Here is a 19,871-nt window from a genome sequence, read left to right as displayed (position 1 = left end):
AGATTCCCTTGTCCTACCGCGCGATCGTCGTCGGCCTCGGCGGGCTGGGATCGGCGGCCCTCTACCGCCTCGCCGCGGAGCTCGGCCCGGGCGTGCTGGGGCTCGAGCAGTTCGAGCTCGGGCACGCCCGCGGCGCCTCCCAGGACCACTCGCGGATCATCCGGCTCGCCCAGCACCAGGAGGAGTACGCGGCGCTCGCGGCCCCCGCGTACAAGGCCTGGCACGAGGTCGAGGCCGAGGCGTGCCAGCAGATCGTCACCCCCACCGGCGGCCTGGTGATCGAGGACCGGGCGGCACGGGCGGGCATCGCCACCGGCAGCCGCAACATCGAGGGCTACACCGCGATGTTCGACCGGTTCGGCGTCGCCTACGAGCGCCTCGACGCCGACGAGCTCGTCGCGCGCTGGCCGCAGTTCCGCGTGAACGGCAGCGAGCAGGCGCTCTACCAGCCCGACTCCGGCATCGTCGACGCCGCGCGCGCCAACGCCGTGCACCGCGCCCTCGCCCGCGCCCACGGCGCCGAGATCCGCGCGAACACCCCCGTGCGTGCCATCAAACCGGACGGCGAGGGCGTCGCGGTGGTCACCGACGAGGGCGTGCTGCGCGCCGACAAGGTCGTCGTCACCAGCGACGCCTGGACCAACCAGGTCCTCGCCGATACCGGCACCGCGCTCCCCCTGACCGTCCTGCAGGAGCAGGTCACCTACTACGCCACCCCGCATCTCGCGGAGTTCGCGCCGTCCCGCTTCCCGGTCTTCATGTGGCACGGCGCCCACAACTTCTACGGCTTCCCGGTCTACGGCGAGGTCGCCACCAAGCTCGGCCAGCACATGGGCGGCCACGAGACCACCGCCGACGACCGCACGTTCGAGCCCGACCCCGTGCGCCGGGCGCGCTACGCCGACTTCGTCGGGCGCCACGTCCCGCGCTTCGGCGGCCCGGAGCTCTACTCGAAGACCTGCCTCTACACCGTTCCCCCGGACCAGGACTTCGTGCTCGACACCCTCCCCGCGCACCCGCAGATCGTCGTCGCCAACGGCGCGGGCCACGCGTTCAAGTTCGCCGCCCTGATCGGGCAGCTGCTCGCCGAGCTCGCGCTCGACCACACCCCGTCCCAGCCGATCGGGAGCTTCTCGATCACCCGCCCCGCCCTGACCGACCCGAACCACCCGCGGAGCTTCCATGTCTGAGACGACCCTGCCCACGACCCTGCCCGCGCGTCCCGTCGACCCCGCCACCTACACCGACGAGGCCACGTACGCCGCCACCCGGCTGCCCGTCGAGCTCGCCTCGACGCTGCTGCCCGACGCCTACTCCGCGCCCGAGTTCTTCCGCCTCGAGCAGGAGAAGGTCTTCGCGTCGGGGTGGGTCGCGGTCGGGCTCGCCGCCGACGTCGACCGCCACGGCGCGTGCATCGTCGTCGACGTCGCCGGCCGCTCGGTGATCGTCACCCGCAACCGCCACGGTGCGCTGCGCGCGTTCCACAACGTCTGCCGCCACCGCGCCACGAAGCTGCTCCCGGGCGACGCCCGCGAGGTCGGCCACCGCGGGCGCATCCGCTGCCCGTACCACTCGTGGACCTACGACACCGACGGGAAGTGCCTGGGCACCCCGCTGTTCGAGGGCTCCGACGTCCCGGCCGGCGAGGAGTCGATCTTCGACACGTCCGTCGCCAAGGGCTTCGACAAGGCCGACTACGGGCTGCACGACGTCGCCGTCGACACCTGGGGCCTGTTCCTGTTCGTCAACCTCGACCCCGACGCGTCGCCGCTGTCGGTGCACCTGGGCGACCTGCCGACCCGGTTCCGCGACTACCGGCTCGACGAGTGGGTGCCGCAGCGCCGGCTCACCTACGACATCAACGCCAACTACAAGCTCGTCGGCGAGAACTTCATGGAGTACTACCACCTGCCCTGGGTGCACCCCGAGCTCAACCAGGTCTCCAAGTTCTCCGACCACTACCGGTGGCAGGGGCCCGGCATGTACACGGGCATGTGCACGACGCCGGTGTCGCGCAACACCGACGCCGGCGGGTGGGACGGCCTGCAGGCCCTGAGCACGCTCGGCGCGCAGGACGCCGACAGCGGCCGGTTCGTCTGGCTGTTCCCGAGCACCGCGCTCGTCGTCCTCCCGAACCACGCGTTCGTGCTGTTCAACCGCCCGGTCGCCGCGAACCGCACCGTCGAGACCGCCGTGCTGCTGGCGCACCCCGAGTCGCTCGAGCACCCGGAGGCCGAGGACGGCATCGAGCAGCTCGCGAAGTTCTGGGACCTCGTCAACACCCAGGACATCGAGATCGTCGAGCGGGTCCAGGAGGGCATCGAGAACCCGGCCTACCGGGGCGGGCGGATGTGCTTCCGGTTCGAGGAGCCGCTGCACCGCTTCCAGAACATGGTGATCGACAAGGTGGTCGGCGTCGATCGCGTCCCGGGCGGTGACGAGGACACGATGACGCGGATGTTCCCGGACCCGTGACCGCGACCGCCCCCGCCTCAGGGCACGTCGTCGGCGGCGCGACGGTGCCCTCGCGCGACGGCCGCACGATCCCCGTCGAGGACCCGTCGACCGGCGAGACGATCGCCGAGATCGCGCGCGGCGACGCGCACGACGTCGACGCCGCGGTGGCCGCCGCGCGGGTGGCCGCCCGCCGCACGCGCCGGACGACGCCCGCCGAGCGGGCCCGGATGCTACGGGCCCTGGCCGCCTCGCTCGACGCCGACCGCGAGGAGTTCGCCCGCCTCGAGACCCTCGACACCGGCAAGCCGCTCTCGCTCGCGCGCGGCGAGATCGCGGGGTGCGTCGGTTACCTCGACTACTACGCCGGCGCCGCCGACAAGCTGCACGGCGAGACCATCCCGCTCGGGCCGGGCTCGCTGGCCTGGACCGTGCGGGAACCGGTCGGGGTCACCGCGCACATCGTCCCGTGGAACGCGCCGCTGTCGATGCTGTGCCGCAGCGTCGCCCCGGCGCTCGCCGCGGGGAACACCGCGGTGGTCAAGCCCGCCGAACAGACCCCGCTGACCGCCCTGCGGTTCGCGGGGCTCGTCGAGGCCGCGGGCTTCCCGAGCGGGACGGTCGACGTGGTCACCGGCCTCGGCACCGAGGCCGGGCACGCGCTGGCGGGCCACCCGGGGATCGGCTCGCTGACCTTCACCGGCTCGGTCGCCACCGGGCGCGCCGTGCTGCGGGCCGCGGCCGAGCACATCACCCCGGTGGTGACCGAGCTCGGCGGCAAGTCGCCGCAGATCGTGTTCGCCGACGCCGACCTCGACGAGGTCGCGCGCCAGGTCGTCATCGGCTTCACCACCAACACCGGCCAGTACTGCGACGCCGGCACCCGGCTGCTCGTCGACCGGGCGGTGCAGGACGAGCTCGTCGAGCGCATCGTCGCCCGCACCGCCGCGCTGACCATCGGGGCCGGGATCGACGACCCCGACCTCGGCCCGCTCGTGTCCGCCGAGCACCACCGCCGCGTCACCGGCTACGTCGAGATCGGGCGGCAGGAGGGCGCGCGGGTCGCCGACACCCCGCGTGCGCTCCCCGGCACCGGGTACTTCCTCGCACCGACGACCTTCGTCGACGTCACCCCGGACATGCGCATCGCCCGCGAGGAGATCTTCGGCCCGGTGCTGGCCGTGCTGCCGTTCGACGACGAGGAGCACGCCATCGCCCTCGCCGACGACACCGACTACGGCCTCGGCACCGGCATCCACACCCGCGACATCGACCGCGCGCTGCGCGTGGCCGACCGCGTGGACGCCGGCTACGTGATGATCAACGACTACTTCGCCGGCGGCCCCGGCGTCCCGTTCGGCGGCACCGGGCACAGCGGCACCGGCCGCGAACGCGGGCTGGTCGCGCTCGAGAGCTACGTGACGCTCAAGACCGTCGTCGCCCGCGTCGCCCCCGTACACCAGGAAGGAACCCCGTGAGCACGACATCCGCGGACGTCGTCGTCATCGGCGGCGGCCTCGAGGGCTGCGCCGCCGCCTGGGCCCTCACCGGCCGTGGCGTGACCGACGTCGTCATCGTCGAACGGGCGACCGTCGGCTCGGGCGGCACCGGGAAGTCGTCGGGGGTCGTGCGCAGCCACTACGGCGTCTCCTCGCTCGCGGCGATGGCCGCCAGCAGCCTGCAGACGTTCGAGGACGCGCCGCTCGTGCTCGGCGCCGACGTCGGCTTCCACCAGACCGGCTACGTCGTCGGCGTCGGCCCGGAGAACGTCGACGCCTTCGCCGCCTCGCTCGAGGCCCAGCGCGCCGTCGGCGTCAAGACCGAGGACGTCGACCACGGCGAGGTGCAGAAGCTCTGGCCGGTCGCCGACCTCGCGCCGTTCGGGGCCTTCGCCTACGAGCCGCGCGGCGGGTACGGCGACGCCTACCAGACCGCGCAGGCCTTCGCGGGCGCCGCACGCCGGGCCGGGGCGCGCCTGCGGCAGGGCACCACGGTCACCGCGATCCGCACGGCCGGCGACCGCGTCACCGGTGTCGAGCTCGCCGACGGCACGGTGGTCGCGGCCGGCACCGTCGTGCTCGCCGCCGGCCCGTGGTCGGTGCCGCTGCTCGCCGCGCACGGGATCGAGCTGCCGCTGACCGCGCACCGCGAGCAGATCGTGCTCGTCGACCCCGGGCAGCCACTCGGGCCGGTGCCCGTGTTCTCCGACCTGGTGTCGCTCCAGTACATCCGGCCCGAGGGCACCGGGCAGCTGCTGTTCGGCAACTCGGACCTCTCGGTGCTCGAGCCCGCGGACCCGGACCGCTACTCGAACCGGGCGAGCCCGGACGCGGTCGACGTCGCCGTGGAGAAGGTCGGGACACGCCTGCCGGGTCTCGCCGATCCGGCGGTCGCCTCGACCTACGCGGGGTGCTACGACGTCACGCCCGACTTCAACCCGGTGATCTCGCGGACCGGGCTCGACGGGCTGGTGGTCGCCGCCGGGTTCTCCGGCCACGGTTACAAGATCTCCCCCGCCGTCGGGCGGCTCGTCGCCGACCTCGTCGTGGACGGCACGAGCTCCGACCCCGACATCCCCGCCGGGGACTTCCGTCTCTCCCGGTTCGCGGAGGGGGCGCTGCTCACGAGCCCGCACCCGTACGTCGGCGCCGGCCAGATGCGCTGAGAGGGCCACCCATGGACATGATCGTCACCGAGCGCCGCGACGAGGCCGACGGCGTCGTCGCCCTGACGCTCGCCCGCACCGACGGCGGCGAGCTCCCGGCGTGGGCGCCGGGCGCGCACGTGGACGTGCACCTGGCGGACGGGCTCGTCCGCCAGTACTCGCTGTGCGGCGACCCCGCCGGCCGGACGCGCTGGCGCCTCGGCGTGCTGCGCGAGCCCGTGAGCCGCGGGGGCTCGGAGTTCGTGTTCGACAAGGTGCACGGCGGCGACATCGTGACGGTGGGCGAGCCGCGCAACCACTTCGCGCTCGAGCCCGCGGCACGCTACGTCTTCGTCGCCGGCGGCATCGGGATCACGCCGATCCTGCCGATGATCGCGGCCGCCGAGGCGTCGGGCGCCGAGTGGACGCTGCTCTACGGCGGGCGCACCCGGCGCTCGATGGCGTTCGTCGACGAGCTCGCCGCCCACGGCGACCGCGTGACGATCGCGCCGCAGGACGAGGTCGGGCTGCTCGACCTCACCGGCCTGCTCGCCACCCCGCGCCGCGGCGCGCTCGTCTACGCGTGCGGTCCCGAGCCGATGCTCTGCGCGGTCGACTCCTTCATGGCCGGCTGGCCCTCGGGGAGCCTGCGCGTCGAGCGCTTCGCGCCGAAGACGCTCGAGAACACGGGGGCCGAGGGCTTCGAGGTCGAGTTCGCGGCCAGCGGCGTCACGGCCGTCGTGCCCCCGGACCGCAGCATCCTCACCGTCGCCGAGGAGGCGGGGATCGCCGCCCTCTGGTCGTGCCGCGAGGGCACGTGCGGGACGTGCGAGACGCCGCTGCTCGCCGGGCGCGCCGAGCACCGCGACTCGATGCTCACCGCGGAGGAGCAGGCCGACCAGAACACGATCTTCATCTGCGTCTCGCGCGCCGAGCAGGGGTGCCCCCGCCTCACGCTGGATCTCTGAGGGCCTCGACCCCGGTGAGCTCGCCCGGCGCGGTCGGGCGCCCGCACGCGACGAGCAGCAGGGCGAGCGCGGGCCCGCGCACCTCCGGGCCCTCGCCGAGCGCGAGGTCGGCGTCGGTCGCCGTGAGCCGCACCCGCGCGACGAGCTCCTTCGCGCCGCCGAACGACGCCGGCGTGCGGGCCTGGAGCCGCAGGGCCCGCGCGACGGCCTCCGCCGGGTAGGCGCGCCGCAGTCCGAGGGGCCGGCGGACGTCCTCGCCGTGCACGATCTCCTCGACCAGTCGGGAGTCGAGCGGCGCCGGGGGCGTCGTGCGGCGGGAGGCCACCGCGCGCAGCCGCGCGAGGGTCTCCTCCGGCGACCCGCCGCGCTCGCGCGTCACGCCGCGCGCGTTCTGTCGGTCGAAGTCGAACCCGGCGCGGGCGAGCCCGAGGACGAAGCCGACGCGGGTCGTCCGCGCGGTGTCGACGAGGTGGGCGACGACGTCGTGCACCGTCCAGCCCGGGCACGGCGAGGGCTGCGACCACCGCCGGTGATCGCTGCCCTCCAGGTCGTCGATCAGGGCCGCGCGCTCCGCGTGCACCATCGACCAGACGTCGTCCACGGGTCCTCCTCGTCTCGGGCTCCGAGGGTGTGACGGCGGCCGGGCGCCGGACTCATCGGCCGTACGCGGGATGGGTCACGGTGTCGCGCTGCTCGACGAGCCGGTGCGCGTCCGCGGGAACGCCGGCGCCCCGCCCCATCCCTGACTGATGCGAGTCGAGTCCCGGCATCGTCGCCTCCTCGTGAATCAGGTCCGTACCGCCGCCAGCAGCGGCACCACGTGCTCGTCCCCGGTCAGCGAACCGTGCTGGCCCGGCAGGCGCGAGAGCAGGCGCTCCCCCTCGGTGCGCACGACCGCGGCGCTGCCCCGCAGGGCGGCGACGACGTCGGGCACGCGCGGGCGCACCGCGTCGTCGAGGGCCCCGAACCAGCCGCGGTCGACGACCTCGGCACCCGTCAGCACCCACGCGTCCTCGCCGAGCACGCCGCGCCAGGTGGCGAGCACGTCGTCGGCGGCGCCGTCGTCGGCGTAGACGAGGCGGGCGCGCGGGTCGCCGCCGACCAGCGCGACGCCCGCCTGCAGGTCCGGGTCGGTGTCGGCGTCGTAGCGGCGGTCGACGCGCACCATCCCGTGGTCGCCGGTGACGGCGAGCAGCGCGCCAGCGGGGAGCTCGGCGACGAGCTGCTCGACGAGCCGGTCGATCTGGCGCAGCTGCCAGCGCCACGCCGTCGAGCCGGGGCCGTGCAGGTGCCCGAGCTGGTCGAGGTCGGAGTGGTACCCGTAGACGAGCTGCGGGCCCGGGCGCCCGAGGGCGTCGAGCAGCTCGGCGGCGAGGTCGCCGAACGCGCCCACCCCGCGGTAGTCCGCGCCGCGCAGCGCCGAACGGGTCAGCCCCGAGGTGCGGAACGCGCGGGCGGACACGACGGTGGCGCCGACGTCGAGGCCGACGGCACGCTCGAAGACGGTCGGGTGGGGCTGGACGGTCTCGGGCGGCAGGAGCTCGGCCGCGTCGCCGGCGTCGCTGGTCCAGGTCAGCGAGTCGAGCAGGGTGCCGTCCACCCGGAAGCGGATGCCGAGCGTGCCGTGGGTCCCCGGCGGCAGGCCGGTGCCCAGCGAGGTCACGCTGATCGAGGTGCTGCTCGGGAAGCCGGCGAGCAGCGGCCCGTGGTCGGACATGGCGGCGAGGAACGGTGCGTCCGCCGCGTGCTCGTGGAGCAGCCGGTGGCCCAGCCCGTCGACGAGCAGCAGGGCGGCCGCGCGCACGGGCGGCAGGTCCAGACGCATCGGTCCGCCGGTGACCGCGTCCAGCAGCGCCGGCATCACGTCGTGCAGACCGGGGCGGGTGGCATCGGGCAGGACGAGCTCGGCGGCCTCCACGCCCCGCATTCTCGGTTAGCACGGCCACACCGTCACGCGGAGTCTCGCCCCGGCGAGGAAGGGGAGGCTAACCTCGCTCGACAGCGAACGGGACGAGAGGACGGAACGTGTCGGTTCTGGACACCACACCCCCGGCGACGGCATCGCGTCCCCCGCTCTGGTGCTTCGCCGGCGGCGGCGCGCCCGCGCTGGCGATGCTGCCGATCGCGCGCTCGCTGCCGGCCGACCAGTCCGTGCACGGGCTGCAGGCCCACGGCTACGAGGGCCGCGCCGTGCCGGACTTCTCGGTGCGCGGAGTGGCGCGCCGCTTCGAGCGCCGCATCCTCGCGACCACGCCGACCGGCCCGTACCCGCTGGTCGGGCACTCGTTCGGCGGGCTCGTGGCCCTCGAGGTCGCCCACCGCCTGACCGCGCGCGGTGCCTCGGTGCCGTTCGTGATGATGCTCGACAGCGTGCTGCCGCCGGCGCTCGGTCACTCCGAGGGCCTGGCCACCACCGACGGGCCGCCGCCGGCCCCGGAGGCGCCGACGCTCTCCGCGGCGTGGGTCCGCCAGCGCCTGCGCCGTCGCGCCCAAATGGCAGCGGCGGGCCTCGTGCCGCTGCCCCGGGGCGTGCGCGACGAGGTGTTCTGGGAGCGCAGCATGCGCATGGCCGCCCGTCACCGTCCGCGGCGCTGGACCGGGCGCGTCGTGCTCGTGCTCTCCGAGCACAACACCGACGACGTCGAGGCCTGGGCGCCGGTGACCAGCGGCGAGATCGTCGTGCACCGCGTGCGCGGGGGCCACAGCGCGATCATGCGCCCGCCGTTCCACAAGCCCGTGGTCGAGATCCTCGCTGCCGAGCTGGACCGCGCCCGAGCGGAGCGGTGACGCCCCCGACCGTCACCGTCGTCGTCCCGGTCCACGGGGCAGCCGAGCACATCGTGCGGTGCCTGACGTCGCTGGCGCGCCAGGACCGCGGTCCGGACCAGGTGGTGCTCGTCGACGACCGGGGCCCCGACGACTCGATCCCGCGCGCGGTCGCCGCCGCCGGGGTGCTCGACCTCGACGTCACCGTCGTGACCCACCCGGAGAACCGGGGGCTCGGCGCAGCCCGCAACACCGGCCTCGCCGCGACGACCGGGGACGCGGTGCTCTTCCTCGACGCCGACGACGAGCTGCGCCCCGACGGCCTCGCCCTGCTCGCCGACGCCCTCCGGCGCCATGACGCCGACTTCGCGGCCTCCCGCACCGTGACCATCCGCCCGGACGGCACCGAGCTCGCCGAGGTCGAGCGGCCGTACCGCCGCGAGGTGGTGCCCGGCCGCGCCTACGCGCGGGGCCTGCTGCGCGACCGGCACCGGGCCTACGCCGGGAACAAGCTCTTCCGCCGCGCCGCGCTCCCCGCCGAGATGTGGGACGTCGGGCGGGCCTACGAGGACTTCGCGCCCGTGCTGTACGCCGCGCGCCGGGCCGCGCGGGTCGCGCTGGTCGACACCCCGGTCTACCGCTACACCGTGCACCCGACGTCGATCTCGCGGCGCTGGGGCCGCCACACCACCGACCTGCTCGCCGTCGGCGACGACGTCCGCCGCGCGCTCGCCGGCCCGTCCCGCGACCGGACCTGGCGCCGCGACGCGGCGGTGTACGGCGTGCTGAACGTGGCGCTGCCGGTGGCCAACATGGCGCTGCGGGCCCGCGCGGCCGACCCCGCCGCGTCCGGCGTGGAGGACGCCGTGACCGCCGCGCGACGCCAGGTCGGGCCCTACGCGCTCGGCGCGCTGGCGCTCGAGGGCCGGCTCCGCCCCGCCGCGGCGGCCGCGGTGCTCCGGCTGTCGCCCGCGGCCTACGCGCGGGTGCTCGCAGTGCGCTGAGCGGTCAGGGGTCGAGCTCTCCTATCGGCGTGCTCCCCTGATCGCTCCGTCTCCCGGCGCGCAGCAGTCGGATGAGCGGCACGAGGACGATCGCTCCCGCGACGGCCTCGGTGACGACGTAGGCGAGCCCGATCCCGGGCAGCCCCATCGTCGGCACGAGCAGCACACACCCGCCGACGATCGTGACGGTCATGATGATCTGCACGGCCACCGCCAGCCGCAGGCGCCGGTGTACGCGGGCCAGGGCGCTGTAGAGCACCGGCACAACGGCGAGCACCGTGCTGGCCGCCATCACCCGCACGAGCCCCGTGCCCTCGACGCCGTACTGCGGCCCGAGCCAGGACAGGACGATCGGGGCACCGACGAGCAGGAACAGCGCGCCCCCGCCGGCCACACCGCCGAGCAGCAGCACCACGCGGCGCGTCAGCGAGGCGAGCCGCTCCGGGTGGGCCGCGGCCTCGGCGACGAACGGGCCCACGATCATCGTGATGAGCAGCATGAGCGCGGTGATGATCGTCCAGGCCATCGTGAAGTAGCCGTTCGCCTCGGCGCCGAGGGCGTGGATGACGATCAGCGGGATGACCAGCGGCGGCAGCGCCGAGACGACGGTGATGCCGTAGGTCGCGCCGAAGAACTCGACCAGGCCCGCGGTCGGCGGGAGGTCGGGCGGGCGGGCGAACTCCTCGGCGCGCAGCGCCCGGCGGAACACCCAGACGAGGACGACCCCCGCGGCGAGCGCAGCCGGCACGGTCCACGCGAGGACGATCGCGAAGCCGGTCCCAATGGCCGCGACGGCGATCACCAGCCCCAGCTTGGCCACGGCGTGGACCACGTTCTTGACCGCCGCGTAGCTCGCCCGCCGGAAGCCGGTGAGCAGGTTGTCCTGCAGCGCGAACGCGGCGAGCACACCGGTGACGAGCGGGAAGCTCCAGCGCTCGAACGGGGTCATGAGGACCCGGTCGCCGGCACCGACGAGCACGAAGCCCGCCCCGAGGAGCACCGCGAGCAGGAAGGCCAGGGCGCTGCTGGAGGCGAGCAACCGCCGCGCGCGCGTCCCCGCCACCGGCAGGAAGCGTTCGTACATGCCGCCGATGCCCTGATTGGCCAGCGTGCCGAGCGTGGTGGCCGTCGAGATCGCCGCCGACCCGCGGCCGATCTCGGCGACCGGGAACGTCCGCGCCGTCGCCGCCCAGAAGACCATGCCGAGCAGCCCGGTCACGAGGCTCGACGCGGCGAGGGCCAGCGAGTTCACCGCCAGCGCGCTGCGCCGGTCGGTGACGGGTGCCGGCGCGGTGATCGCGCGGGACTCCGGCACCCGGCCTCCTTCGCATGGTGAGTCGGTGTCCGTCGGTGAGGTCAGGCAACCCTCAGTCGGCGGGCCACGCTAACAGGTGAACTACCGCATCGATCAATCACTGTGAGTTGAAAATCGGATGTCACATACCGTTCACCAACTCCCAAACGTGACAGCACACACTTGGCTGGACTGATCCACATAGCAGGTGGTAACCAAGGTAAGGCTTTCCTCAGTCGGGGGGGATGGCCGACGGAAACCCTCTGATCCTGGGAGCCCCATGCCCGCGCGACCTTCCCGTCCGGTGGAACCGACGGTCACCGTGGTGATCCCCGCTCGCAACGAGGCCGACAACCTCCGCGAGCTGCTGCCGCGCCTGTCGACCGAGCACGAGGTGCTCGTCGTCGACGGTCACTCCACCGACGAGACCGCCCACGTCGTGCGCCGGGTCCGCCCGGACGCGCGCCTCATCACCCAGACCCGTCGCGGCAAGGGCAACGCTCTCGTCTGCGGCATGACCGCCGCGACCGGCGACGCCATCGTGCTCGTCGACGCCGACGGCTCGGCGGACCCGGGCGAGATCCCGCGGTTCGTCGACGCCCTGGCCGACGCCGACGTCGCCACCGGCTCACGCACCATCACCGGCGGCGGCAGCCACGACCTCACCCAATTCCGCGCCGCGGGCAACCGGATGCTCACGGGCCTCGCGAACCTCGCGGTGGGCTCACGGGCCTCGGACCTCTGCTACGGCTACAACGCCCTGTGGCGCGACGTGCTGCCCGCGCTCGGGCTGCCCGACGTCGACGCCCGCAGCCCCTTCCGCCTCGGTGACGGCTTCGAGATCGAGGCGTTCCTGCACTGCCGCTCGACGCGCGCCGGGCTTCGGGTGGCGGAGGTGCCCAGCGTCGAGCTGGCCCGCCACCACGGGGCGAGCAACCTGCACTCGGTCAAGGACGGGCTGCGCGTGCTCGCGATGCTGCTCGCCGAGGGCGTGGAGCGCCCGCTCGGGGCGTCCGCCCCGCCTGCCCAGCAGCGTCCGCTCACCCCGCGGCCCGCGCCGGGCCGCGCCGGGACCCGCCGAGCCCTGCGCCGCGCGGCCCACCCCGTCGTGACCGATGTCAGCTGAGAGCGACCTCCGGCCGGCCCCCTCGCGTGGCCGGCCGGAGCCCTCCGGTCCGTCCTCCGCGCTCTCGGCGCCGCCGCGCGTCACGGCGATCCTGTGCACGCTCGGCCGGCACCCCCGCCTGCGGGACGCCGTGACCGCATTGCGCCGGCAGCGCGACGTCGACCTCGAGGTCGTCGTGGTCGACAACGATCCCGCGTCGGGGCGCACGACCGCGGCCCTCGCCGGGCTGGACGAGGAGCCGGGCGCGCCGCTGTGGGTCGTCGCCGCCGAGCGCCGCGGCCTCTCCGCGGCCCGGAACGTGGGGCTCGCGGCCGCGACCGGTGACCTCGTCGCGTTCACCGACGACGACGCGCTCCCGGCGCCGGACTGGGCCGCGACCGTCGTGGCGCTCTTCGACGACGCCCCTGAGAGCAGCCGTCTGAGCTGTGTGACGGGCCGGGTGGTGCCCGGTTCCCTCGAGACGCCGTGGGAGCGGCTGTTCGAGGAGGCCGGCGGCTTCGACAAGGGCGGCGAGCCGCTCGCCTGGTCCCTGGCCCCCGACGGTCCCTCGGCCGCCCTCGGCCGGCCCGGCCCGCGCGGCGTGCTCTACCCGTACGGGGGCACGGAGTTCGGAGCCGGCAACAACATGGTCTTCCTGCGCGCACGCCTCGACGATCTCGGAGGCTTCGACGAGGACCTCGGGGCGGGCACGCCCACCCGCGGAGGGGAGGACCTCGACGTGTTCCGGCGCGTCCTGCTCGCCGGCGACACGCTCGCCTACAGCCCGGGGGCCGTCGTCCACCACTTCCACCGCGACTCGGCCGACGCGCTGCGCGACCAGATGTACGGCTACGGCACGGGGATGGCCGCGGCGATGACCAAGATCCTCACCTCGGACGGCAGGGCGTCGTGGCACCTCGCCCGGCACCTCGCCAGGGTGGGCTGGGTGGTGTTCAGCCGGCGATCGCCGAAGAACGTCGGCAAGAGCGACGGCTACCCGGGCTGGCTCACCCGGGCCGAGCTCGCCGGGTACCTCGCCGGCCCGTGGCTGCTGCTGCGGACCCGCCGGAGCCGGCGGCGGTGACGGCGGCACCCCTCGTCACGCTGCGCCCGCTCGAGCCGACGGCGCACGGGGGCGACCGACTCGACACCGCCGAACCGCCCTCGGGCCCACGCCGGTGGGGGCTCGGCGCCTGGGCGGCGGTCGCGCTCTCCGCGCTGCTCGCGGTGCTCGTGCCCGTCCTGGTGCTCGCCGACGCGGCGGTCCCGGGACGGGCGCTGCTCTGCGTCGCGTTCGTGATCGCGGTGCCGGGCGTCCCGGTGGCGCTCGCTCTGCGACTGCCCGACCAGCCGGTCACGGCCGCGCTCGCGGTGGCGATCTCGCCCGCCGCGGCGATGCTGGCCGCGACGACGGGCGTGCTCACCGACGCGTGGGACCCCACGGGTGCCCTGCTCGTCCTCGCCGGGACCGGCCTCGTCGCCACGGCGGTCGCCGTGACCCGCGAGCTGCTCCACGCCCGTCCCGTCCTGCCGTCCTGGCGGGCGGCCGGCGGACCCGAGCCCGCGGTGCGCGCGGCGGTCCTCGGCCTCCTCGTGCTCGCCCTCGTCCTGTGGTGGGCCGCGACGCGCGTGCTCGACCCCCGCCTGACCGGTCCGGCCGGACTGGTCCTCGCCCTGCCGTGGACCTACTGGGCCGCCCTGGTCCTCGTCGCCGCGGCCGCCGCGCTCGCGCTGACCCGCCCCCGCCCGGACCACGTGGCGATCGGCGCGGTCGTGGGCACGCTCGTCCTCGTCGCGTACGGCGTGGTCAACGTCGCGGACGGCGCGGGCTCGGTCGGTGCGGGGTGGGTGCAGGTCGGCTTCGCCGAGGCGATCGCCCGCACCGGCGACACCGTGCCCGGGGTCGACGCACGCTTCAGCTGGCCGGGCTTCCTGGCCGGCATCGCCCAGCTGACGACCTGGGCCGGCCTCCCCGGCGCCGGACCGCTGCTCGTCCTCGCCCCGGTGGTGTTCGAGCTGCTGACCGTCCCCGCGCTGTGGGTGATCGGCCGCGCGGTCACCGCGTCGCCGCGGCTCGCGTGGGTCGGGGTGGTGCTGTACCTGCTCGTCAACTGGTACCAGCAGGACTACTTCTCGGCGCAGGCCACCGCCTCGGTGCTCGGCACCGGCGTGCTCGCGGTGCTCCTCTGGGCGGCGACCGCCGCGCCGCCGGGGCCGGACGACCCCCGCCCCTGGTGGCGCCGCGCCCTCACCGCGCCGCTGCGCCTCCCCGCGCGGCCCGCCGGCGTCGACGGGCCGACCACGGTGGCGCTCGACGTCCTGCTGCTCGTGGTGCTCACCGCCGTGATCGTCGGGCACCAGCTCACCCCGACCGTCCTGCTCGCCGCGCTGGCCTGGTTCGTCCTCGCGGGCGCCACCCGCCACCGCACGCTGGTGGTCGCGGCGTTCGTGTTGTTCGTCGGCTGGTTCTCCTACGGCGCCACCGACTACTGGACCGGGCACCTCGCCACCGTGTTCGGCGACGTCGGCCAGGTCGGGTCGGTCGTGTCCGCCGGCGTCGGGGACCGGATCGCGGGCGACCCCGTCTATCAGGCGATGCAACTGGTCCGCGTCGGGTGGACCGCGCTGCTCGGCCTCCTCGCCGCGGTCGGCTGGTGGCTGCTGCGGCGCGAGCGCAGTGCGGTCCTCGTGCTCGGCCTCGCCGCCGCGCCCGCGGCGCTGGTGCTCGTGCAGTCCTACGGCGGCGAGGTCGTCATCCGCTGCGCGCTGTACGCGAGCCCGTTCCTCGCCCCGCTCGCCGCCGTGGCGCTGGCCCGCCTGGTGTGCCCGGCGCGAGGCCTGAGACGGGGCGTGCCCGGTCTAGTCCCCGTGCTCGTCGCGGCCGGGCTCGTCGCGGGCTCCGTCGCGCTGACCACCACGCGCGGCGTCAACGTCTCGTTCGAGCACGTCGCCGCGGTCGAGGTGGACGCGGCCCGGCTCGTGCACGCGAGCGCCCGGCCGGGCCAGTCGGTCGCGGGCCTCGGTCCCGTCGGTCCGCTGCCGATGGCCGGGGTCGGCGTCGTCCGCGCGGAGGGTCTCGTCGACCGCGCGGAGTGCTCCGACCGTCCCTATCCCGCCTGCGTCGCCGCACGGCTGGGGCCGACCGGCGACGGCGGGCCGGACTGGGTCTACGCCACCGCCGGGATGGAGGCCGAGGGCGTGCTGCAGGGCGAGCAGCCGCCCGGGTGGGTTCCCGCGGGCCTCGCCGTCCTCCAGCAGTCCGGTCGCTACCGCACGGTGGTCGCGACCGACGACGTTGTCGTCCTCGAGAAGGTCGGCCGGGTCGAGCCCTCGATCGGGAGGAACCTGCGATGAGCTTCCTGACCAGCGACTACGGGGCCTGGTGGGTCGTCGCGGGGGTGGTCCTCGCCCTGGCGGCGACGGTGCTGCGCGAGTGCCGCACCGACGGTGTGCCCACCGGGGGACGCGTCACCCGGTGGTCGGTCCACGCCGCCCTGGCCGTCGTGGTCGTCGTGCTCGCCGCGAGCACGGCGGCGCGGTTCGCGACGGTGCTGTGAGGATCCGGTCCGCCGTGCTCGCCGCCGTGGTCGGCGTGCTCGCCCTAGCCGGGGTGCTGCACGGGGCCGCGGGCCCGCCGTCGATCCGCCCGCTCGAGCCGCGGCCCGCGGGCGTGCGCGCGGAGGCGGAGGTGCGGAAGGACGTCCCCTACGCGTCGGCCTCCCCGGTGCAGACGCTGCACCTCTCGCTGCCGCACCGCTACGGCGTCGCAGTCCCCCTCGTGGTGGTCGTGCACGGCGGCGGGTGGTTCGAAGGCGACAAGGGCGACGTGCTCGGCATCGTGCAGTCGCTCAACGCCGCCGGGTACGCGACGGCCGCCGTCGGCTACCGGCTCAGCGGCGAGGCGCCCTTCCCCGCCGCGGTGGTGGACGTCGCGACGGCCGTGCGCTGGGTCCGTGCGCACGCCTCGACGTACGGCGTGGACGCCTCGCGGATCGCGCTGATGGGGCTGTCGGCCGGTGGCCACCTGGCCTCGATGGTCGCGGTGACCGGCGGGGAGACCGATGTGCTCGGGGACGACGCCGCGCCGTTCGCGAGCGGGGTGGCCGACGACGTCGCGCGGCGGTCGGCGGCCGTGCAGGCGGTGGTGAGCTGGTACGGGCCGTCGGACTTCGCCGCCATGGACGCCCAGGCGGCGGTCAGCGCCTGCCGCGGCGAGCCCGACGTTCACGGGGGCGCGGACTCACCGGAGTCACGCTGGCTGGGCGTGCCCGTGGCGACGCACCCGGAGCGGGCGGCGGCCGCCGCGCCGGCGACCTACCTCGACGGCGCGGGCGATCTCCCGCCCTTCCACCTCGCGCACGGCGACCGCGACTGCACGGTGCCGCGCGCCCAGTCCGACGGGCTCGCGGCCGCGCTGCGCGACGCCGGGGCGTCGGTGTCGCTGACCGTGCTGCCCGACGGCGAGCACGCCACCGACGCGTTCACCGAGGAGCAGATCGGGCCCTCGATCGACTTCCTGGACGGTGTGCTCGGCGCGGCGCCCTGACCGGTGCCCTCGCGGCCCCGCCCAGCGCCGCGGGCGAGAACCACTCGGTGATCGCCGCGAGCGGGCGGCCGGACGCGACCGCGCGCATGCGGTAGGTGCGGGCGGGGACCTCGCTCTCCGGGGCGACGGCCAGGCGCCCGGCGAGCTCCCCGGCCGGCCGCAGGCCCCAGCGCAGCAGCTCGCGGCGCACCGCCACGCCGTGGGCGGCGAGCAGGCGACCGATGGGCTCGTCGGTGGTCCCGAGGCGGTGGGCGAGCGGCGCGGGCAGCACGCCGAGCACCGCGACCAGCGTGGCCGCGGCCAGCACGGTGCCGCCGCCGACGAGGTCCAGCTCGCGCACGAGCAGCTCGTCGCCCGCGCCGGCGTCGAGGACGTCGCCGGCGAACCACGCCCAGCGCCGGGAGTCGTCGGCGGGCTCCCCCGCGTACGACGCCCCGTCCGCCTGCGCGCCCCACTCCGCGCGCAGCGGCAGGCGCCAGTGCGCGCGGACCGCCGTGGTCACGGTGGCGCCCGTGAGGATCTCGAGGCTCGTGGTCGTCAGACCGTCGCCGCGCAGGACCAGCTGCTCGACGGCCCCGAGCCCGGGGACGCCGCTCATACCGGAAGGGCTGTGCCGAGGGCCTGGCGGGCGGCGTCGAGGCTCGCCGGGTCGACGACCGGGTCGGAGGCTCCCGCGACGACGACGTCGACGACGCGGACCCCGGCCGGCGCGACCGGGGCGAGCGTCCCGGCGCGCACGGCCCGGACGAGCAGCACGGCTCCCTCGTGGGCGAGGAGCACCGCGGCCGCCGCGGCGGGGCGGTCCCCGCCGGTCACCAGGACCCACGGCCCGCCCGGGTGCCGCGACGTGACCGCGCGGGCCAGGGCGGGCGGGGTGCGCCGTCCGCGGGAGCGGCGCGTGAGGTCCGCCGCGCGCAGGTCGTCGAGCGTGGTGCCGTCCGTGCCCAGCGCGGCGACGAGGGCGTCGAGGGCCGGGTCGGGCGCACCGGACCGGAGCACGATCGGTCGCGGCTCCGCGCGCCCGCGCTGCAGCACGACGTGCGGCGAGGCCGCCGGCGGGACCACGAGCGCGTGGAGTCGCCGCGCCACCGGACGCAGCACACCGCCGCGCTCCCGACCGCTGCGCGCATCCCGCCCCAGCTCCGCCGCCCGCGCCGCGAACTCCCGCAGCGTCGGCGCGTCGGCGAGGTCGCCGGTCCGCAGCCGCACACCGAGGCGCTCGGACACCATGACGAGCATCTGCTCGACGTCGAGCGAGTCGCCGCCGATCTCGGTGAAGTCGCTGTCGCGCCCGACCTCGTCGACGCCCACGACGGCGGACCAGATGTTGGCGACCACGGCCTCCCACGCCGAGCGCGCCGGCTCGCCGACCGTCGGGGGCGGCGGGGCGGGCAGCGCCGCGCGGTCGAGCTTCCCGCGCTCGTTGCGGGGCAGCGACTCCAGCACCACGAGGGCCGACGGCACCATCCACTCGGGCAGCCGGTCGCGCAGGGCGCGGCGCAGCGCGGTGGTGGACAGCGCCTTCTCGGTCGACTTCGGCGCCACGTAGGCGACGAGGCGCGCCTCGGTGCCGTCGGCAACGGCGTGGCCGACCACCACCGCCTCGGCGACGTCCGGGTCGGTCAGCAGGACCGCCTCGACCTCGGCGGGCTCGACCAGGTAGCCGCGGATCTTCAGCGCCGAATCCTGCCGGCCGAGCAGGTGCAGGGTCCCGTCGGCGTCGCGACGCCCGCGGTCGCCCATGAGGTAGCGCACGCGGCCGTCGGGCAGGGGGACGAAGCGCGCGGCGGTGGTGTCGGGGTCGCCCAGGTAGCCCTCGGCGAGGTAGGCCGAGGTCACCGTCACCTCGCCGATCTCGCCGTGGGGCACGTCATCGCCGTGCTCGTCGAGCAGGCGCACGAGCTTGTTGGCGGCGGGGCGCCCGACCGGGACGACGCCGTCGGGGACGGGGTCGGCGGGGTCGATGCGGTGGAAGGCGAGATGGCCGGTCTCCGACGACCCGGACCACGACGTGTACACGGCGTCGGCGCGCAGGTGGCGGCGCAGCGCGGCGACGTCACGGCCGTGCACGGCCTCGCCGCAGGTGGTCGCGAGCCGCAGGCCCTCGAGCCCGCCCTCGGGGGGCAGCACGCCGAGCAGGCTGCGCAGTAGCGAGGGCGTGGTGTGCAGGGTGGTCGTGCCCGTGCGGGCGAGGAAGTCGGGGAGCTCGCGCACGCCGGACAGGCGCGGGTCGGCGATGCAGAGCGTGGCGCCGTTGAGCAGGCCCATGAAGAGGACGGTGAGCCCGGCGGCGAAGGCGCTGGGCAGCACGAGCGCCGTCCGGTCGCCGGGTCCGAGGTCGAGGTCGAGCGCCGCGCCCCAGGCCTCGTTGACCAGCCACCCGTCGTCGTAGGTGACCGCCTTCGGGGTGCCGGTCGAGCCGGAGGTGAAGACGACGCAGCGGCGCCCGGGCGACGGCGGGCGCGGCGGCGCGGGCGGGGCGGCGACGACGGTGTCGAGCGCGAGCAGCTCCGGGCGGGACCGGCCGGCGGCGAGGATCGCGTCGGCGGCCTCCCGGCGCTCCTCGTCGGCGACGAGCGCGATCGCGTCGGCGCGCTCGAGCACCAGCGCCAGGCGCTCGACGGGCAGCAGGGGGTCGGCGACGACGACCGGGCGCCCGGTCCCGAGCACGCCGAGGATCGCCAGCAGGCTGGTGGTCGACTGCTCGGCGAGGACGGCGATCGGGCGCGTGTCCGGCTCCTGGCGTCCCCCGGCGTTCACCGCGACCTCGAGCTCGGCGGCAATCGCGTCGACCCGTTCGGCGACCTCGGCGAACGTCGCCGTGCGCTCGCGGCTGACGAGGGCCTCGGCGTCGGGCATCGCCCCGGCCAGCACCCGAAGCCGTCCGACCACGGTGGGCGCCTCGTCGCCCGGGCCGGGGACCTCGGGGAGCCAGGTGGACGGCACGGATGACGTCATGGAGCGAGTCCTCACGACAGAAGGAGAGCAACCCGCACCCCGCGGCAGGTTTAGGACAGCCTAAGCTAGGTCAGCAGCCGCACAGGATCAAGCACTTGGTGACGTTCTGTGCGCATAATCTCCAGACTGTTC

General features: G+C 75.5%; 17 protein-coding genes. 12 read left to right on the top strand and 5 right to left on the bottom strand.

From position 1 onward, the window contains the following. Window positions 1-8 precede the first annotated feature (8 nt). The 5 genes from solA to WCD58_RS24265 are packed head-to-tail and all read left to right on the top strand — an operon-like array spanning window position 9 to window position 6,066. Window positions 9-1,190 carry an N-methyl-L-tryptophan oxidase gene (gene solA, locus WCD58_RS24285; RefSeq protein ID WP_337705661.1) on the top strand — a complete coding sequence of 394 codons (1,182 nt, stop codon included), beginning with the start codon at window positions 9-11 and terminating at the stop codon, window positions 1,188-1,190. Continuing rightward, window positions 1,183-2,475 carry an aromatic ring-hydroxylating oxygenase subunit alpha gene (locus WCD58_RS24280; protein WP_337705660.1) on the top strand — a complete coding sequence of 431 codons (1,293 nt, stop codon included), beginning with the start codon at window positions 1,183-1,185 and terminating at the stop codon, window positions 2,473-2,475. The genes solA and WCD58_RS24280 overlap by 8 nt, the downstream gene beginning before the upstream one ends. Further along, window positions 2,472-3,932 carry an aldehyde dehydrogenase family protein gene (locus WCD58_RS24275; protein ID WP_337705659.1) on the top strand — a complete coding sequence of 487 codons (1,461 nt, stop codon included), beginning with the start codon at window positions 2,472-2,474 and terminating at the stop codon, window positions 3,930-3,932. Before WCD58_RS24280 ends, WCD58_RS24275 begins: the two co-directional genes overlap by 4 nt. Beyond that, entirely contained in the window at window positions 3,929-5,119 is a 1,191-nt protein-coding gene (locus WCD58_RS24270; protein WP_337705658.1) for an NAD(P)/FAD-dependent oxidoreductase, read from the top strand. The genes WCD58_RS24275 and WCD58_RS24270 overlap by 4 nt, the downstream gene beginning before the upstream one ends. Before the next feature lie 11 nt (window positions 5,120-5,130). After that, the gene (locus WCD58_RS24265; RefSeq protein ID WP_337705657.1) at window positions 5,131-6,066 is read left to right on the top strand and encodes a PDR/VanB family oxidoreductase; all 936 of its coding nucleotides are present in this window, start codon (window positions 5,131-5,133) and stop codon (window positions 6,064-6,066) included. On the opposite strand, the gene WCD58_RS24260 is transcribed toward WCD58_RS24265, so the two are convergent. Continuing rightward, entirely contained in the window at window positions 6,050-6,667 is a 618-nt protein-coding gene (locus WCD58_RS24260; protein ID WP_337705656.1) for a maleylpyruvate isomerase family mycothiol-dependent enzyme, read from the bottom strand. The genes WCD58_RS24265 and WCD58_RS24260 overlap by 17 nt on opposite strands. 186 nt (window positions 6,668-6,853) lie before the next feature. Continuing rightward, on the bottom strand, window positions 6,854-7,927 hold the full coding sequence (locus WCD58_RS24255; RefSeq protein ID WP_337705738.1) for an alkaline phosphatase family protein: 1,074 nt from the start codon (window positions 7,925-7,927) through the stop codon (window positions 6,854-6,856). Window positions 7,928-8,091: 164 nt separating this feature from the next. Here WCD58_RS24255 and WCD58_RS24250 point away from each other — a divergent pair, with 164 nt between their 5' ends. Further along, entirely contained in the window at window positions 8,092-8,853 is a 762-nt protein-coding gene (locus tag WCD58_RS24250; RefSeq protein ID WP_337705655.1) for a thioesterase domain-containing protein, read from the top strand. After that, on the top strand, window positions 8,850-9,836 hold the full coding sequence (locus WCD58_RS24245) for a glycosyltransferase family 2 protein (RefSeq protein WP_337705654.1): 987 nt from the start codon (window positions 8,850-8,852) through the stop codon (window positions 9,834-9,836). The genes WCD58_RS24250 and WCD58_RS24245 overlap by 4 nt, the downstream gene beginning before the upstream one ends. Window positions 9,837-9,840: 4 nt before the next feature. On the opposite strand, the gene WCD58_RS24240 is transcribed toward WCD58_RS24245, so the two are convergent. Further along, window positions 9,841-11,151: a lipopolysaccharide biosynthesis protein gene (locus tag WCD58_RS24240; RefSeq protein ID WP_337705653.1), complete on the bottom strand. Its 1,311-nt coding sequence runs from the start codon at window positions 11,149-11,151 to the stop codon at window positions 9,841-9,843. Window positions 11,152-11,434: 283 nt separating this feature from the next. Here WCD58_RS24240 and WCD58_RS24235 point away from each other — a divergent pair, with 283 nt between their 5' ends. The 5 genes from WCD58_RS24235 to WCD58_RS24215 are packed head-to-tail and all read left to right on the top strand — an operon-like array spanning window position 11,435 to window position 16,781. After that, window positions 11,435-12,256 (top strand): glycosyltransferase family 2 protein, encoded by an 822-nt coding sequence (locus tag WCD58_RS24235; RefSeq protein WP_337705652.1) that lies wholly within the window; start codon window positions 11,435-11,437, stop codon window positions 12,254-12,256. Then, a complete protein-coding gene (locus WCD58_RS24230) occupies window positions 12,246-13,319 on the top strand; it encodes a glycosyltransferase family 2 protein (RefSeq protein WP_337705651.1) in 1,074 nt (357 codons plus the stop codon). The genes WCD58_RS24235 and WCD58_RS24230 overlap by 11 nt, the downstream gene beginning before the upstream one ends. Further along, window positions 13,280-15,589, top strand: a complete 2,310-nt coding sequence (locus WCD58_RS24225) for a hypothetical protein (protein WP_337705650.1) — start codon at window positions 13,280-13,282, stop codon at window positions 15,587-15,589. Before WCD58_RS24230 ends, WCD58_RS24225 begins: the two co-directional genes overlap by 40 nt. Then, a complete protein-coding gene (locus WCD58_RS24220; RefSeq protein WP_337705649.1) occupies window positions 15,586-15,792 on the top strand; it encodes a hypothetical protein in 207 nt (68 codons plus the stop codon). The genes WCD58_RS24225 and WCD58_RS24220 overlap by 4 nt, the downstream gene beginning before the upstream one ends. After that, window positions 15,789-16,781: an alpha/beta hydrolase fold domain-containing protein gene (locus WCD58_RS24215; RefSeq protein ID WP_337705648.1), complete on the top strand. Its 993-nt coding sequence runs from the start codon at window positions 15,789-15,791 to the stop codon at window positions 16,779-16,781. The genes WCD58_RS24220 and WCD58_RS24215 overlap by 4 nt, the downstream gene beginning before the upstream one ends. Here WCD58_RS24215 and WCD58_RS24210 read toward each other — a convergent pair. Further along, window positions 16,717-17,379, bottom strand: a complete 663-nt coding sequence (locus tag WCD58_RS24210) for a chorismate--pyruvate lyase family protein (RefSeq protein WP_337705647.1) — start codon at window positions 17,377-17,379, stop codon at window positions 16,717-16,719. The genes WCD58_RS24215 and WCD58_RS24210 overlap by 65 nt on opposite strands. Then, window positions 17,376-19,739 carry a non-ribosomal peptide synthetase gene (locus tag WCD58_RS24205; protein ID WP_337705646.1) on the bottom strand — a complete coding sequence of 788 codons (2,364 nt, stop codon included), beginning with the start codon at window positions 19,737-19,739 and terminating at the stop codon, window positions 17,376-17,378. The genes WCD58_RS24210 and WCD58_RS24205 overlap by 4 nt, the downstream gene beginning before the upstream one ends. Between the last annotated feature and the right edge of the window lie 132 nt (window positions 19,740-19,871).

The sequence above is a fragment of the Actinomycetospora flava genome, from assembly GCF_037400335.1.
Classification (GTDB): domain Bacteria; phylum Actinomycetota; class Actinomycetes; order Mycobacteriales; family Pseudonocardiaceae; genus Actinomycetospora; species Actinomycetospora flava.
The sequence above is the reverse complement of the archived record's forward strand: the minus strand, read 5'-3'. Positions and strand labels throughout refer to the sequence as shown.